The sequence below is a fragment of the Streptomyces sp. NBC_01716 genome (assembly GCF_036248275.1).
In the GTDB taxonomy this organism is placed as follows: Bacteria; Actinomycetota; Actinomycetes; order Streptomycetales; family Streptomycetaceae; genus Streptomyces.
Map to the genome: position 1 here is coordinate 640,729 of NZ_CP109181.1, position 18,281 is coordinate 659,009.

General features: G+C 71.8%; 2 protein-coding genes. Both read right to left on the minus strand.

Annotated features, from left to right (window positions below; translation table 11 throughout):
• Window positions 1-11: 11 nt before the first annotated feature.
• Window positions 12-8,969 carry an SDR family NAD(P)-dependent oxidoreductase gene (locus OIE74_RS02800; RefSeq protein ID WP_329378020.1) on the minus strand — a complete coding sequence of 2,986 codons (8,958 nt, stop codon included), beginning with the start codon at window positions 8,967-8,969 and terminating at the stop codon, window positions 12-14.
• Entirely contained in the window at window positions 8,966-18,280 is a 9,315-nt protein-coding gene (locus tag OIE74_RS02805; protein WP_329378022.1) for a polyketide synthase, read from the minus strand. The genes OIE74_RS02800 and OIE74_RS02805 overlap by 4 nt, the downstream gene beginning before the upstream one ends.
• Between the last annotated feature and the right edge of the window lies 1 nt (window position 18,281).

An 18,281-nucleotide genomic window follows, 5' to 3' on the forward strand; every position in this document is an offset into this window, starting at 1 on the left:
CGGCTCCCGGGTCATGACTGTTCCCGCCCCCGCTGTCCGTCGTGGACGAGCAGAGGACGCAGCAAGGCGCTCAGCGCGGAGGTGGGCGCGGACTCGATGTCGGGGGTGGGGGCCGGCGGATGGTGGGAGCTCGGCGCCTCGTGGGCGGCGAGGTCCGCCGCGATCTCGTCGGCCGTACGCGCCCGCATCAGCAGCGACGGATCAACGGTCAGCGCGCTGCGCTGCTCAAGGGCCGTGGTCAGTTCGGCGATGACGAGCGAGTCCAGCCCGAGCGTCTGGAGGGGACGGTCTCCGGGGTCCTCCCCCAGCACTTGGACGAAGGCGTCGCGGACCCGTGCGCGCATCCCCGCGACGTCCCGCCCGGTGGGCGCCACCGACGCCATGGTCTCGGCGGGCGGGGCGAGTTCGACGGCCTCCGGCGGGACGGCGGGAGCGCTTCCCGGGAAGATCACGGCGCCACCCGACCGCAGGTGGTCGAAGAAGGCGTCCAGCGCCTGCTCGGCGCTGACCGAGTACGTGGCGGAGAACGACGCGTCCGCCTTCATGCCGATACCGGTCCAGTTGGGCCACGCGTGTGCGGTGACCGTGGTGACGGCGTCGTTCTCCCGTTCGGCGAGGGCCAGTTGGTAGGCGTTGGCGAGACTGTAGTCGACCAGGCCCCGGCCGGCCGTCGCCTGCGTGCCGGCGATCGATGACACCAGAACGGTGAAGTCGGCGCCCTGTTCCTTCGCCAGCCGTACGACGTTGAGCGATCCTGGGACCTTGGGGGCGAGGACCTTCTCGGCGTCACCCCAGGTCCGGCGGTGCATCGCCCCGAAGGGGTTGACGCCGCCGGACGAGTGCACGATGCCGGTCAGCCGACCCCAGCGCCGGCCGAACTGCCCGGCCACAGCCGCGAGCGCGGCAGGGTCGGACACGTCACAGGCCAGGTACTCGACCTCGGCGCGCCTCGCCAACTCCCGCAGGGGGGCGGAGCTTTGGGCATCGACGACCGAACGGCCGATGATGCCGATCCGCCTGGCTCCCCGGTCGATCAGCCGCTCGGTCAGACGCAGCCCCACGGCGCCCAGTCCTCCGGTGACCAGGTAGTACCCGGAGGCCGGCAAGGTGTACGGCGGGCCAGCCTGCGCGGGCACCGGCTCCGGGGTATATCTGACGCCTCGCCGGTAGGCGGCGACCACCGTGCCGGCGTCGGCCCCGGCAGCCGGGCCGGTGCTCAGGGCGGCGTACTCGGCCGCCAGGCGGACGGCGTGCACCTCGGCCGGGTCGGCCGGGTCCAGGTGGACAACGGCGGCGGGCTTACGGTTCTCGGCCCCAGCGGCCCGTACGGCCATGGCCATGGCGGCCCGCTCGGGGGACAAGCCCGCGCGCTCGCCGGGATGTACGGCCACATCGTGGAATCCGGCCCAGAGCAGTCTCCCGTGCGCGGGCAGGGTCTTCATCAGACCGCCCAACTCGGCCCAGAAGCCGCTCAGTTCGACGGGCCCGCCGCCCTGGCCCGGTCCGCCGCGCGGGGCGTCGACCACGATGGTCGCGTCCGCCTTTCCACCGGGCTCGACCACGGTCACGCTCAGGTCCCGGAGGGCCGTCGTCAGCGCACGGCCGATCTCGGGGTCGGCGGTGACCAGACGTACGGTGGCCGGCCCGGCCACGGGCGCGGGCGCCAGTTCTCGGGCGCGCCACTCCATACGTACCGCCTCGGCGCCCGCGCCTGCCGGGGCCGGCACGACAGCGGGGTCCATGGTGCGCCAGTACGACCCCCGGGCGAACGGATAGGTGGGGAGGTCCGTGACGCGGGCGCCCTTGGCGGAGAGCGAGGCCCAGTCGATGTGCGCGTACCCCGTCCTGACCAACTCAACGACGTCGGCGGGGCGAAGCTCCCCGTCGGTCGAACCGGTCAGGTCGATGTCGACGCGAGCCACCGGAACGCTGCCGGCGGCGACGGAGCGCAGGGCGGCGGCGAGCTCGGCGGAGTCACGTCCGTGCACCGCGGTCTGGAACTCCATTGGGGAGCGGCCGGTGTTGGCGGTGTGGCAGAGGTCGGCGGTCTCCCGGTCGTCGCGTGCCGTGTCGAACCGTTCGGCGTAGGCGCCGGCGAGGGCTCGTAGCGCGGTCTCGTCAGCGGCGCTGACCCGAACAACGTGCGAGTCCTGCGGCGATGTCTCCCGCACCGGCAGCAAGGGTGCCTCTTCCACGATGACATGGGCGTTCACCCCGCCCATACCGAACGCGCTCACCGCGGCACGACGAGGCTCCCCACCCCGAGGCCACGCCACCGCACGATCAGCCAGATAGAACGGCGACTCCTCAAAACGGATGTGATCGTTCGGCCGCACCACATGCAACGACGGCGGGACCGACTCATGTTCCATCGCCAGCAACACCTTCACCAAGCCGGCCAACCCAGCCGCCGGCTCCAAATGACCCACATTCCCCTTCAACGAACCAATCGCACAAAACTGCGACCGCCCCGTCACCCCACGCCACGCACGCGACAACCCCTCCACCTCAATCGGATCACCCAAACCCGTCCCCGTCCCATGCGCCTCCACCAAACCAATCGACTCCACCGACACCCCCGCATCCCCCAACGCCGCAACCACAACCTCCTGCTGCGCCCCACTACTCGGCACCGTCAACCCACTCGTACGACCACCATGATTCACCGCACTCCCCCGCACCACACCCCGCACCCGATCCCCATCACGCAACGCCGCACCCAACGGCTTCACCACCACCGTCACCACACCCTCCCCCGGCACAAACCCATCCGCCCCCGCATCAAACGGCCGGGACGCTCCCGACGGGGAGAGTGCGCGCAGGTTCTTCATCGCGACGTAGTGCAGCGGGGACAGGGCGACCCGAACACCGGCGACGATGGCCTGTTCACACTCGCCGTCACGGATACTCCGCACCGCCGTGTGCAAAGCCACCAACGACGACGAACACAACGTGTCGATCGTCATGCTCGGCCCCCGCAGATCCAGGAAGAAGCTCACCCTGTTCGCGAGGAACGCGTTGTGGTTGCCCAGGCCGCTCGGCGCGTCCAGTTCGGGCGAGAGGTTGTACTCCTTGTAGTGCTGGTAACTGGCGCCCACGAACACACCGGTGGCCGGGGACAGTTGGCGCGGCGGCAGGCCGGCGGACTCCAGCGCCTCCCAGGTCGTACGGAGCAGCCAGCGGGCCTGGGGGTCGAGCGCTTCGGCCTGCTTGGGGAAGAAGTCGAAGAACCGGGCGTCGAACTCCTCGACGTTGTCGAGGAATCCGCCGACATCGGGCTCCTGCCCGTCGGCGTACCGGCCCCAGCGGTGGGCAGGAGCCGGCCGGATCTCCTCGCCGGAGTGGGCGAGCAGCGACCAGAACCGTTCCGGGTCGGGGGCGCCGGGGAGCGCCAGGGCCAGCCCGATGACGGCGATGTCCTGGTCCTGGTCGTGCGCGGTGTGGCGTGCCACGGGCCGCTCGTCCGCCGTGGACGTGGCGAACACGCCGTCACCCGCCAGTTCGGCGACGTGCGCGGCGAGAGTGCGGGTGTCCGCGGCGTCCAGTACGTCCGTCGGGCTCAGCTTCACTCCGTACGCCGCCTCGACGTCGGCCGCTATGGCGGTCGCCAGCATGGAGTCGAGGCCCACGGTGGACAGTGAGGTGGTCGCCGTGACACCGGGGTCGTGGAGGACGTTCCTTACCACCGCGAGGATCGCCGCCTCCGCCACGGCTGCCCGCGGCGCCCGGCGGGCGGGAGTGGACGGTGAGGTGCCGTTCGCGGCGCTCTCGGTGTGCGGGGCGCTCCCGGCGTTCCCCGCCACGGTGCGGTACTCGATGTCGTCGAGCCGGACCAGCACCCGGCCGTCGGCCGCGAGCAGCGACGCGTCGCCGCGTCGCGTGCCGTCGCTGTCGGGCTCGGCGCCTTCGAGCAGTACGAAGGCCGTCCGCGCCGCGTCCCCCCAGCACACGGCCCGGTCGATGGAGACCGGCAGATAGGTGGCCGACGGCGCGGCGGGATCCGCCAACGTGAGTACGGCCATGGCCTGGAGGGCGGCGTCGAGAGCCACCGCCTCCGCCTCCAGAGTGCTGCCGGACGGAACGTCGATCCGCGCGAGGACCCTGCCGGGTCCGTAGTGAATCTCGGCAACGGACCGCAACCGCTCGGTCAGTTCCATACCCTTGGCCGCGAACCAGGCGTAGAGGCCTGCCGGTTCCAGCGTGCGGTCGAGGTCGGTCCGCAGGGTGTCGAGGTCCACGGTGGCGGGCGGTGAGGCCGGGGCTTCGGCGGTGGTGGTGAGCCTGGCGATGACCCGGTCGGCGTGCCGGAAGGTGGCCGGCCCGGTACGGGTGGGGTCGTCCAGGTCGCTGGTGAGGGGGTGGTCTCCGGTCCCCCGACCGGTGAAGGTGATCTGCCGCAGTGCGCGGCTCGTCCGCAGACCGAGGGCCACCGGCAGCGCTCCGGGTACGGTCTCCTCGCCCAGAACGCGGTGGGCGCGTGAGAGGCGCCGTACGACTTCGGCCGTGTCAGGTGTTTCCTCTGCCGCGTCCGGTGCCTCGGCTCGTGAGCCGAACGGATAGGGCGGGAGGGCCGGGCGGGGTCCCGACGGGTCGGGGTACACGGTGGTCCAGTCGACGGTGGAGCCGCCCACGTACCGGAAGGCCGCCCCGCTGAGCACGGTCGACGCGCTGTCAAGCACCGCTCCGCCGCGTAGGACAGCGCCGTGCGCCCGGTCCGCGAGGCGCAGCGCCTCGCCCAGTCCGGCGCTCAGTTCGTCGGCCGTGGCTCCCAGGACGGCGACCCGGTACGCCTGGTGATCGCGTCCGACGGCGCTGGAACGGCACAAGGCGCTCAGAGGCGCCGCGTTCTCCTGTCGCAGCAGCGGCCGGACGTCGGCCATGCGCCGGGCGAGGGAGTCCGGGGTGTGCGCCGACAGGACCAGCAGATGCTCGTCCGGTACGGCCCCGGCCGTACCTGTCTCCTCGGCGTACTCCCCACCGGACTCCTCCGCGTACTCCTCCACGACGATGTGCGCGTTGGTCCCTCCCATGCCGAACGAGCTCACTCCCGCCCGGCGCGGTCCGTCCGAGGTCCACGGCTGTGGCTCGACGGGGATCACGAACGGCCCGGCGGACAGGTCCAGATGGCTGCTTGGAGTCTCGAAACCGGCGACGGGCGGGATCTCCCCATGCCTCAGACACAGCAGAACCTTCACCAGGCCGGCGAGTCCGGCCGCGGGCTCCAGGTGCCCGATGTTCCCCTTCACCGTGCCGATGTGGCAGGGCTCGCCACGGTCCGGGTCGCCGCCGAACACCTCGGTCAGCGCGGCGATCTCGATCGGGTCGCCGAGCCGGGTCGCCGTACCGTGCGTCTCGATCAGGGAGACGTCCGCCGGGGCAAGTCCGGCGTCGTCAAGTGCCGCCCGTACGACCGCCGCCTGGGCCTCGCTGCGGGGCACCGGAAGTGCGCTGCCGCGACCTCCATGGTTGACGGCCGTACCGCGGATGACGCCCCAGATCCTGTCGCCGTCCCGTTCGGCGGTGGCGAGCGGCTTGAGCATCACGGCCAGCGTGCCTTCGCCCGGCAGAAATCCGTCGGCCCGCTCGTCGAAGGGCCGCGGCCGGGTGCCGGACAGGGCGCCGAGCTGGCTGAGGCTGCGGTAGTACCACGGCGTCAGACCGACCTGGCAGGCGGCCACGATCGCGGCGCCGCACTGTCCCGCGCGCAGGGCGGCGACCGCCTGCTGAATGGCGACGAGGGACGACGAGCACAGGGTGTCGACGGTCTGCGAAGGGCCGGTCAGGTCAAGGACGTACGAGATCCGGTTGGCCAGCACCGCGTTCATCGAGCCGAGCGCGGTGTGCGGTCCGACGGTCTCCAGCCCCTGCGCGTCGCGGTGATGGGTGTAGGTGGCGCCGACGAAGACGCCGATGTCGCGGCGGCCGGCGAGACCGCTGTCGTCCCGCACCGTCCAGGCGTGCTCCAGGAGCAGCTTCTGCTGTACGTCCATCTCCTCGGCCTCGCGTACGGAGATGCCGAAGAAGGCCGGATCGAAGCGGTCGATACCGGTGACGAAGGCGCCGGTCCGGCAGTAGGTGCCCGTCATTCGCGAACCGCGTGGCTCGAAGTGGGCGTCGATGTCCCAGCGTTCGGACGGCACCTCGGTGAACGCGTGGCCGCCCGAGCGGAGCAGCGGCCACAGCTCCGCCACACCGCCGACCGCGCCAGGGAGATCTCCGGACACGGCGACGATCGCGACGTCCGCGTCGCGGCCGGTGGCTGCGCGCCGTCGAGGGCGCGGGGGGGTCGGGGAGGCGGCTGGGAGGGGCCCGGCGGTCTCACCGGTCTCCACGGTCTCGGGCTCGGCAGTCTCGCGGGTCTCCGGCGCCGCGACCGCTACGGCCGCTCCGGCGCCGTAACGGCCGGTCAACGCCTCGACGAGTTCCGCGAACTCGCCGTACTCCAGAAAGAGCGTGGCCGGAAGGTGAATGCCCCATCTGCTGGACAGTTCCTCCGACAGCTCGACGCTCATGATCGAGCTCATGCCGTAGTCCGACAGCGGGGTGTCGCGGTCGAAGGACGTGACGCCCAGCCGATCCGCGAGGAACCGTTCCAGTGCTCCCCCGACACGCTCCCCGTCGTCCGCACCGGTCGAACCAACAGCGTCTTGTACGCCCGCCGTTGCCGGCGTCGGGCCGTCTTCGGGCTCGACCACCACATCGCCGGCGTCCGGGTGGGCGACGACCACCTGGCGGGGGTCTTCTGCCGCCCCCAGGAGGGCGATCAAGGCGTCCAGGCCCTCCGCGGTGTCCAACGGCCGGACTCCGCGCCGCCGCAGCTGTTCCGCGACGGCCGTGCCCATGCCGACCTCGCCCCACAGGCCCCAGGCGACGCTCAGCCACGGTGAGCCGTGCGTCTGCGCGAAGGCGTCCAGGTAGGCGTTGGCAGCGGCGTACCCGCCCTGCCCGAGGTTGCCGAACGTGCCGGAGACCGACGCGAACAGCACGGCGAAGTCCAGGTCCTGCCCGGCCACCGCACTGGCCAGCTCTCGGACGCCGTCGGCCTTCGGCCGCATCACCGCCGCGATGTCCCCGGCGGTGGCGCTGCGGATCAGCCCGTCCTTGAGCGTGCCGGCCGCATGGACCACGCCGTGCAACTCGCCGTACTCCGCGCGAAAGCGTTCCACCACTGCCGCCAGGGCGCCGGGGGTCGTCACGTCCGCGCTGTAGGACGCGACCTCGCACCCGTGCGCGCCGATCGCGGCCGTCCGGTCGTGGCCGGCTCCGGTCCCTCCTGAACGGCTGACCAGTGCGACGGCTCCGGCACCCTCCCGTGCGAACCGGTCGGCGACCTCCAGGCCCAGCCCGCCGTGCCCGCCGAGGACGAGGTAGCTGCCTCCTCGCCTGATCGGCCCGTCGCCGCCATGGGGCGCGGTGTACACCGAGCGGTCACGCACCCGGACGGGTACGTGGCGGACGCCCTGCCGGTAGCCGACTTCGGTGGGGCCGCCGGCCGCGCCCAGCTCTGCCAGGACCGCGCGGAGCGTGTCGTCGGAGTGCTGGTCGATGTCGATGAGGCGCGGGCGGAAACCCGGGTACTCGATGGCGGCGGTGCGGACGAAGCCCCACAGGGCGGCGCGCGCGGGCACCGGCAGGTCGCCGTTCGCGACCCGCTGCCCGTCCCTGGTCACCGTGAGGAAGCGGGACTTGCGCTGCCGCTCGCCGAGGGTCCGCAGGGCGGCCAGGCAGCCGTACAGGCCGAGACGGAGCTCCGCCTCATCGCCCGCAGAGCCGTCGGGCACATCGGGCACATCGCCGGCGTTCCACAGGTGCACCACACCCGCGACCGGGTCCCCGACCTCCGCCCAGAGCCGCCGGAACGCCTCCTCGTCCGGCCGCGCGAGCATCCGCCGATCGCGGTCGTGCGTCTGTGCCTCTGCCTCTGCCTCTGCCCCGGACGGTCCGACGCCGACCTCCACCACCCGGGCTCCAGCGGCCCGCAGTTGCCGGGCGGCGCGCTCACCCAGGCTGCCCGTGCCTCCGTTGTGCAGCACCACCCAGGTGCCGGCCGGCGGGTCGTGCCGCTCGTCGGTCGCGGGCGCGGGCCGCCAGTCGATCCGGGTGATGGGCAGCGTCTCCGCCCGCGGTACGTCCGCCCGCGGCGGGGCCGGGGCGACCGCCGGTCGCGACACGGCCGCCGTACGGCGCATCCGTAGCCCCTCGAACTCCGCGACGACCTCGCCCGATTGCCCGAGCAGCTGGGCGTCCGCGGTCGCGTACGCGCCGTCGACACCGGTCCGGCGCACCAGGACGGTCACACCCGCCGACAGGACCGAGAGATCGGCGAGGACGGCGATCCGGGCGACGCCGATCGGCAGCATCGGATACGGGCCGGTCTCTCCCGTGAGGTCCTGGAGCGCGCAGCTGACGACCTGGAACACACCGTCCACCAGCAGCGGATGGGCGTACCAGGGCACGGGCTCGGCGTCGGACCGCAGGGTGGCGCCGGCCATGCCGCCGTCGCCGACGGTGAGTTGGCGGACGGTACGGAAGTCGGGACCGTACAGCAGCCCTTCACGCGCCCAGCTTTCGTACAGCCGCTCCGGGGTGATCGTCCGCCCGCCCGTCATCTGCCCGCCGATACCTGCGGGTTGGGCCGGGACGGCGTCCGGGAGCAGTCGGCCGGTACCGGTGGACAGCGGCTTGCGGTCGCCGGCCACCACCGTGCTCAGCTCGAAGCGGGTCCGCGGGCCGAAGGACACATCGAGCCGGACAGGAGCCGCCGCGTCGTCGGCGATGGTCAGGGGGCGCAGGAAGGTGACGTCGGTGAGCTCCAGCGGGGTGAAAGGCCGCCGCCGGGCGACCCCCACCATCGCCATCTCCAGCTGCACCGCTGCCGGCAACAGCCCGGTGCCCGCGGAGCGGTGCTGGGCGATGAAGGGCTCCTGGCCAGTGAATGTCTTCTCGTATGTCTCGGCCGGATGCGTCACTGTCCCTCGCTCTGGTGCTCGTAGTGACGGTCGAACAGCGGGTGGCTGAGGGCGCTTTTCTCCGTGCTGCCGCGGCGGACGGGCGGGGCGGCCAGGTCCTGTCGGTTGAAGGGGTAGGTGGGGATGGTGGTGGTGCGCCGGCCCTTGCCCTGGTGCAGACCGGCCCAGTCGAGATCGGTGCGGGTGTGGTTGTAGTGGTTGGCGACCGCGCCGTGGAGCTGGATCTGATCGGTGCGCTCGCGGCGCAGGGTGCTGAGCCACAGCGGCTGTGTCTCGCCCCACGACGTGCGGGCGAGCGAGGTCAGTTGGGGATGGGAACCGATCTCCCACACCACCGCCGGGCCGACCTCGGCCAACGTCGTCAACGCCTGGGAGAAGCGCACCGGCTCGCGGATGGCCTTGCCCCAGTAGTCCGGGTCGGATGCTGTCTCGGCGTTGTGCCAACCTCCGGTGACTGTGGACGCGAACCCGATCGCCGGAGCCGAAAGCGCCCGGCCTGCCACCGCCTCCACGAACGGGGCGACCGCACCTTGCATCGCCGCCGAATGGAACGCATGACTCACCGTCAACTTCTGTGTGCGGAGACCGGAATCCTGGCAGAACCGCTCCACCGCGTCTGCCGGGCCTGTGATCGTCACCGATCGACGCGCGTTGAACGCCGCGATCTCCACCCCCGGATGATCAGCAACAGCAGCGAGCACAGCCTCGGCATCCGCATGAACCACCGCCATGGTGCCGTCATCCGGCTGCGACTCCATCAACCGCCCACGCAACGCGGTCAGTTCCAGCAGATCCCGCAGATCCAGCACACCCGCCGCCCACGCCGCCGTCAGCTCACCCAGACTATGACCCACCACCACATCCGGACGCACCCCCACCGACTCCAGCCACCGCACCAACCCCACCTGCACACTCACAATCGCCGGCTGCGCATACCGCGTCCGATCCAACCGACCCCCCACCTCACCGAACAACAACTCACCCAACGGCACATCCACATGCCCCACCAACAACCCCGCACACTCATCCAACGCAGCCCGGAACACCGGCTCCACCCCATACAAACCACGCCCCATACCCGCATACTGCGAACCCTGCCCCGTAAACATGAAGGCCGCAGGCTGGGCCTTGCCGCCCTTCCGGGGCAGAGCGTCGCGACTCGTCGCGACATCCTTCAGTCCGGCGGCGAGTTCACGGGCATCGGCACCCCGCACCGCGACGCCGTAACGGTGGGCGGCGCGGCCGGTGTTGGCCGTGAACGCGAAGTCTCCGACCTCGTCCTCCGACGTGTCGATCAGAGCCTCCGCGTACGAGTCGGCGAGGGCCCTCAACGCCGTTTCATCCGCGGCACTCACCCGCACCACATACGAGTCCTGCGGCGATGTCTCCCGCACTTCCCGCACAGGCGCCTCTTCGAGGATCACATGGGCGTTCACCCCGCCCATACCGAACGCGCTCACCGCGGCACGACGAGGCTCCCCACCCCGAGGCCACGCCACCGCACGATCAGCCAGATAGAACGGCGACTCCTCAAAACGAATGTGATCATTCGGCCGCACCACATGCAACGACGGCGGAACCACACCCCGCTCCATCGCCAACAACACCTTCACCAAACCGGCCAACCCAGCCGCCGGCTCCAAATGACCCACATTCCCCTTCAACGAACCAATCGCACAAAACTGCGACCGCCCCGTCACCCCACGCCACGCACGCGACAACCCCTCCACCTCAATCGGATCACCCAAACCCGTCCCCGTCCCATGCGCCTCCACCAAACCAATCGACTCCACCGACACCCCCGCATCCCCCAACGCCGCAACCACAACCTCCTGCTGCGCCCCACTACTCGGCACCGTCAACCCACTCGTACGACCACCATGATTCACCGCACTCCCCCGCACCACACCCCGCACCCGATCCCCATCACGCAACGCCGCACCCAACGACTTCACCACCACCGTCACCACACCCTCCCCCGGCACAAACCCATCCGCCCCCGCATCAAACGGCCGCAGGGCATTGGAGGGTGAGAACGACCGGAGTCGTGCGCCCAGTTGGAAGTACTGCGGTGACATCGCCAGGTGTACGCCGGCGACGATGGCCTGTTCGCATTCCCCGTCACGGATACTCCGCACCGCCGTGTGCAAAGCCACCAACGACGACGAGCACAAGGTGTCGATCGTCATGCTCGGCCCGTGCAGATCCAGGAAGTAGCTCACCCTGTTCGCGAGGATCGCGTTGTGGTTGCCCAGTCCCGCCGCCGTCTGTACGACGTCGCCGACGACCATGTCGCGGTAGTGCTGGTAGCTGGCGCCCACGAACACACCGGTGGACCGTGGGGTGTTGCCCGCCAGGCCGGCGTCCTCCAGGGCCCGCCAGGCAGACTGGACGAGATGACGCTGCTGGGGGTCGATCCACTCCGCCTCGGCGGGCGACAGCCGGAAGAACCCGGCGTCGAAGTCGGTCAGCCCTTCAACGAAGCCGGCGCGCCTGAGGTAGACGGTGCCTGGCTTGCCCTCCGTGCCGTAGTACGAGTCGATGTCCCAGCGGGACGCGGGCACCTCGCTCAGGCAGTCCACGCCCTCCAGCAGTACCCGCCACAGCTCGTCGGTGTTCGCGGCGTTCGGAAACACGCCGTCGAAGCCGATGATGGCGATGTCGTGCGGATCCGCGTCGCCGCCCACCGGCCTGACAGGCGGCTCGGCCTCCCGCACCTGGGCCGGGCCCCCGGCCTGAACCGGCTCCGGTGGCGGCGCGGGTTCGACAGACTCGTCCTCGGACGCGGCCCCCGGAGCAGCGGCCGTGTCCGGGGAGTCCGCGTCGGCAGGCGCCGAGTTGGCCCCGTACTCGTCCCTCAGCTCGGCGGCCAGGCGGTCGACCGTGCCGACCTCCAGGACCAGCGTCACGGGTATGTCCACGTCCAGCTTGGCCCGGATGTCCTGGGCCAGCGAGACCGCGAGCATCGAATCGAGCCCCTGCTCCTGGAGCGGCCGGTCCGTCTCCAGCTCGTCGACGTCCAACTCCAGGGCGGCCGCCACCCATTGGGCCAGGGCCGCGTCCAGACCTCCGGCCGCAGGTCCGCCGGGAGCCGGCACCGGACGCCGTCCGTTGGACACATGCGCCGGGGCCGGGGCCGTGGCCTGGGGCGGAGTCGGCGACGAGGGCGTCGCGGTACGGTGACCGTTCCGCGCGTCGCCTCCCGTGCTCTCCGGCGACGGCGCCTGGGAGAGCCGCTTCCAGGTGACCCCCCGGGCTTCCAGCACGGGTTCGTCGCCGTCGAGAACCACCAGGCTCGCGGTCAGCAGACCGGAGTCCGGCCCGGTGTCCCGGTCCCGCCGGGCGTACACCCGGGCGGTGTCGGGAATCCGGCCGAGGACACTGAGCCGTTCGATGGTGAACGGCACGTACAGCCCTTGCGCGCCACACGCGGCGAGCGCGATCTGGAAGGCGCCGTCGAGGAGCCGGGTGTCCACCGCGTCGGCGGTCCGCACCTCGCCGCGCAGCACACCCATCGCCTGGCCTGGCGCCACGGACAGCATGGACACGGTCCGGAAGCCGGTGCCGTAGCCGAGTCCGGTGCGTTCGAACGCGTCGTACATCGCGTCGACGGCGACGGCGGTGAAGCCGTCGGTGGTGGCCGCGGGGTCGAGTGTCGCCTGCTCCGATCCGGTCAACTCGGCGGTGCAGACGAGGGCGCCGGTGCCGTCGCGGAAGGCGATCGTGCTGTTGTCGCGTTCGGCGGTGAGGGTCGTGGGGGCCTCGACGGCCGCCCGGAAGGTGAGGTCCCGCAGACCGAACCGGTCCTGGCCGATGAGCTCGGCCACCTTGCCGGGGTATCCGGCGCCGGGCAGTGTCGGCCTGCCGAGCACCAAGTGCTCCGCGGCCTCCGGGTGCTCCGTCCACGTGCTCTCCGTACGGCCGGACGAGCCATCGCGTACAGGCGCGTTCGGCTGCTCGGCGGGTTCCAGCCAGAGGTACCTCTCCGCGTGCGGCGCGGTCGGGAACCGTACGCCTGCCCGGCGCCGCCGCCCGGCGGGCAGGGCCGCACCTGCGACGAACGCGCGGGCGGCCTCGGCGAGGGTCTCCCGGCCAGCTCCTTCACCGATCGCCTCCGTGGTGCCGGTCTCGGCTGTCACCCCCACGTGGAGGGAGCGAATGTCCGTGACTCCGGCGAGGAACAGCCGCAGCTTGTCCTCCAGTTGCTCGACGCTGTCCGCCACACAGGCCAGCCGGTGCGCGGCGACGGGCCGTCGCCGGCTCGCCTCGCTCAGCTCGTCCAGGGACGGGCAGTACGCGGAGCGCAGCATCAGTACGAGCCGGTGGGCCAGGATGCGCAGTGCGTCGTCCGATCCCGCGGAGAGGATCAGCAGGCGCGGACCGGGGTCCGTACCGTCCGGCGCGCCGACGGGTCCCGCCTCGATCACCGCGTGGGCGTTCGCGCCGCCGAAGCCGAAGCTGCTGATTCCCGCGACGCGCGGGCCGGGGCCCCACGGCAGCAGCCGGTCGGCCACGAACAGGGGTGATGCGTCGAAGTCGAAGGACTTGTTCGGGGTGCGGAAGTTCAACGACGGCGGGATGTGGCCCGCTTGGAGCGCCAGGATCGTCTTGATCAGTCCGGCGATGCCCGCCGCGGGTTCCAGATGACCGATGTTGGTCTTCACCGAGCCCACCGCGACCGGCCGCCGCCCGGCCGGCTCGCCCAACACCGCGTGCAGGGCTTCGAGTTCGATGAGGTCGCCCAGCTGGGTTCCGGTGCCGTGCGCCTCGATGTAGCCGATGTCGGCCGCCGTACGACCGGAGCCGGCGAGTGCCTTGCGCAGCACCGCTTCCTGGGCCGGCCTGCTGGGTGCGGTGAGGAAGCCGGCACTGCCTCCCGTGTGGTTGACGGCGGTGCCCCGGATCACGGCGAGTACGGGATCACCGTCGCGTTCGGCGTCGGAGAGCCGCTTGAGGACTACGGCGCCGGTGCCCTCTCCTCGTACGTAGCCGTCGGCGTCGTTGTCGAAGGTGCGGCACATGCCCCGCGGGGACAGCATCCCGTTGCGGGCGAAGGAGCGTGTCTTGGTCGGGGTGAGTACCAGGTTCGCGGCCCCGACCACGGCGGCGTCCACGTCGCCCGCCCGCAGATGCATGGCCGCCTGGTGCAGGGCGACGAGGGAGGACGAGCAGGCGGTGTCGACGACGAAACTCGGCCCCGACCAGTCGAAGACGTGCGACAGCCGGTTGGCGACCATGGCGGCGGCCGTGCCCGTCGCCACGTGCGGGTCGCGGTACCCGACGCTCCGGGCCACGATCTCCGGGAAGTCGCTCGCGATGGCTCCGACGAAGACGCCGGTGGCGGCGCCGAGGGACGTGTGGTCGTGGCCGCAGCTCTCCAGGGCCTCGGCCGTCACGCTGAGCAGGGTCCGCTGGAGGGGGTCCATGCGGCGGGCCTCGCGGTCGGTCAGTCCGAAGCGGGCGGCGTCGAAGTACTCGACGCCGTCCACCCAGGCCATCGGCACGTCGTCGGCCTCGGCCTCGGACCACAGGTGGGCCCAGCCGCGCTTGCCGTCCGGGGCGGGCCGGACACCGGACACCCCGCCGACGAGGTTCTGCCAGAACTCGTCCGGTGTGGTGGCGCCGGGGAACCGGCACGCCATGCCGATGACGGCGAGGGCGCCGTCATCGGCCGGCCGGGCGGACTCCGCGGGGGTCGACACGGAGGGGGCCGATGGCGACGGCGGCGATACGTCGGCGTCGGTCACTGCGGGCTCGGGATCGGCCGACGGCTTTGCCGACGCCTTTGCCGTCGCCATCGCGAGCGCCCTTGTCGGGTCCTCTGCGGCGGCGGTGTCCTCGGTCTCCGGGGCGAGCAGTCGTACGACACCCTCCGCGCCCAGCAGCCTGGCCAGCTTCACGGGGGTACCGGTGGCGAAGATCGACGGGGCGGTCACGGACGCGCCCAGCTCACGGCCGAGTTGTACGGCGGCGAAGGTGACGTTCGCCGAATCGCCGCCCAGGTCGAAGAAGTTGGCGTGCACGTCGAAGCCCGGGAGGTCCAGCGTGGCCGCGAACACGCCCGCGATCGACTCCGCCAGCGCCTCTACCGTCACCGTCACGGTCGCCGCCGAGTCCGAGTGCGCGTCCGAGTGCGCCGCCGACCGCGCCGGCGTCGGCGTCGGGTCCGGCTCGGAGTCCGAGCGGATGACGGTGTCCCTCGTCGGCGGTGGCAGCTCGCCGCGCGCGACCTTGCCGTTGTCGGTCAACGGGAGGGCGTCGAGGGCGACATAGGCGTCGGGCACCATGTAGCGGGGCAGGGAGCCGCCCACGAACGCGTCGAGCTGAGCCTTGGTCGGCGTACCGTCGCCCACCAGGTAGGCGGTGAGCCTCGGTTCGCCGCGTCCCTCGAACCGCGCCGCGACGACCACGGCGGCGGTGATGCCATCGAACGTCTCCAGCACCCGCTCGATCTCCGCGGGCTCGATGCGATTGCCGCGCACCTTCACCTGCGCGTCGCCGCGCCCGAGCCACTCGATCGCGCCGTCCGCGTGCTGACGTACCTCGTCACCGGTCCGGTAGAGCCGTACACCGGTCACCGGGTGGACGACGAAGACGGACTCCGTCAGATCCGGCCGACCGGTGTAACCGCGGGCGAGTCCGCTGCCGGAGAGGTACAGCTCGCCGGTCGCTCCGGTCTCGCACTGCTCCAACTCCCCGTCCAAGACGTGGAGTTCCATGTTCGGCAGGGGTTCGCCCAGCGGCAGGAAGGAGCCCACCGAGGTGACCTCGTGGCACGAGGCCCAGATCGTCGCCTCGGTCGGGCCGTACAAGTTCCACAGGGCGCTGGCCGGTTCGTGCAGTCGCTCGGCGGTGGCGGGCGGCAGGGCCTCGCCGCCCGAGAGCACGGTGAGCTCCGCGTGCGGTGTCCAGCCGGTGCCGAGCAGCAGGCGCCACAGACTCGGCGTCGCCTGAGCGACCGTCACATCCGTGGTGAGTTCGGCCAGTTGGGTCGGATCGGCCGCTGTCTCACGGGAGGCCAGGACCACCGTCGCGCCGACCGTCAGCCCGAGGAACAGCTCCAGCAGGGAGATGTCGAAGGCCACGGTGGTGTGTGCGAGCACGGTGTCGTCGGACGAGACGCCGAGGCGTTCACCGATCCCGGTGAGGAAGTTGGCCAGCGCCCCGTGCTCGACCTCCACGCCCTTCGGGTCGCCGGTCGACCCGCTGGTGAAGAGGAGGTAGGCCAGGTCGGAGGCGATGACCTGGGGCGGCACCGCCTGCGCGGAGCCGTCCGGGCCCGGCACGCTACGCGCGTCACCGAGCGACATGCCGAGGTCATGCGTACGGGCGTCGGTGAGTATCAGGTCGCACCGCGACACCTCCACGTACCGCCGCAGCCGCTCCACGGGGTATCCCGGGTCCAGGGGCAGGAAGGCCGCCCCGGCCCGCAGGATTCCGAGCATGGCGGGGAGCAGCGGGAGATCCCGCTCCATCAGTACGCCGACCACCGACCCGGACTCGATGCCCTGGTCGTGCAGGCGGGCGGCGACGGCGTCCGCCCAGGCGTCCAGGCCCGCGTAGTCCAGGGTGCGGGAGCCACTGCGGACAGCGGTCGCTCTCGGCCGGTCGGCGACGGTGGCCGCGATCAGGTCCAGTACGGTCCCGGCCGCCACTGGGGCCTCGGGCCGTACCGCCGCCGGCGCCTCGGGCCGTACCGCGGGCTGCGCCTCCGGCTGTGCCGCGGGCTCGGGGTGCGGCTCATCGCCGTGGAGCAGCGCCGTCAGGACCAGGTCCTCGACCCGCTCGGTGAACTCCAGCGCCTCGTCCTCCCCCATCGCCGTCTCGCGTACGAAGACGGTGGGCGGGCCGTCCCGCAGGCACAGCAGCGCGATCTCGGTGTGCGGTTCGGCGGACGCCTCCTCCCCCGCGTCGCGGTCCAGCACCATGACGCGGGTGAAGCTCGGCTCGTCGGAGCCGAGCGGGCGGCCGGCCAGGCCGAGCCGGAGTTCGAGGTCGCTGGCGTAGCCCTGACGGGCCGCCGCCTCGTCCAGCTTGTCCTGAAGGGACCGGGAGGTGTCGCCGTCGAACCGTACGGGGAACCGCGCGGCGGCGATGCCATGGGTCTGCTCCGCGAGGACCCGCGCGGACGCCGGTGACCAGGCGAAGTCGAAGGTCGGCTCGCCGGTGCGCTCGGCCACGGCGGTGAGGAAGGCGCGGACGACGGCGACCGCCTCCTCCCGCGAGCCGGGGGTGAGCGCCAGCTCGTAACGGCCGTAGTGAGCCCCGGCCGCGGAGAAGTCGTCGGCGGCGAGCGGGGCGGGGCGCAGCTCCTCCAGCCGTGCGCGCCACCAGGGTTCGTGTGTCCGCAGCGCCTTCTGGGCGGCGGCGATGTCCGCCAGCCGCTCGGCCGGGACGGCGGGCAGCGGCGAGCCCGGGGCGATGCCGAGCCGTTGCGCGGCTGCCTGGCCGCTCAGCGCGCTCCCGTCGACGGCGGTGCAGTCGCTCAGTACGAGGTCGGCGTCCGGGGCCGCCAGGGTGATGGCCGACGTGGTCACCGACAGCACGGTGGTCTCGGTACGGGGATCCTCGCGCGGGATCAGTCTGACCTGCCGGGTGAAGACCGCGCCCTGCTCGGTGACAAGGGTCGGTACCCCGAGCGGGTTCGGGAAGGAGCCGTAGTCCAGGGCCTTGGAGAGCCGGACGGCCTCGACGGCGGAGACTCCGGCGTGGATGAGTCCGCCGGACGCCATCCGGGCGGACCGCCGGTAGAACCGCCGCTCGCGGTCGCTCGTGTCGACCGGCTCGGGCAGGGTTCGCGCCACCAGGTGCGGTACGAGACCGGCGAAGAGCTCGATGCCCACCTCGGCCGTCTCGTAGGTCAGCGACAGGGCGGTGGAGTGGTCACGTACGGGGAACCAGCGCTCCAGGAGCACACCTCCGGCGTCCACGGCCTCGGTCATCAGGTGCCAGGTCGCCGCGTGCCGGGGCGCGCCCTCGTACAGCGCCCAGGCGGGGACGTGGCTGCCGGAGTAGCGGGGCAGCGGCCCGTCGTGGAAGTTGATCGCGGCCGTGGTCGGCAGGCCGAGGATCTCGGCGGGCAGGATCCGGAAGTTGACCATGCTGAACAGGTAGTCGAACGGCTGCGCCGAGAGCGTCGCCGACAGGTCGCCGTGCGGGTCGAGCACGGGGATCCCGTGCTCACCGGCCCAGGCGGTCACGGCGGGGTCGTCGCTGAAGACTCCCTCGATCCGTACGTCCGCGTCGAGGAGTTGTGCGGCGCACTGGGTGAGGACCCGGGTGCCGCCGATGACGAAGCAGTTGGCCGGCATG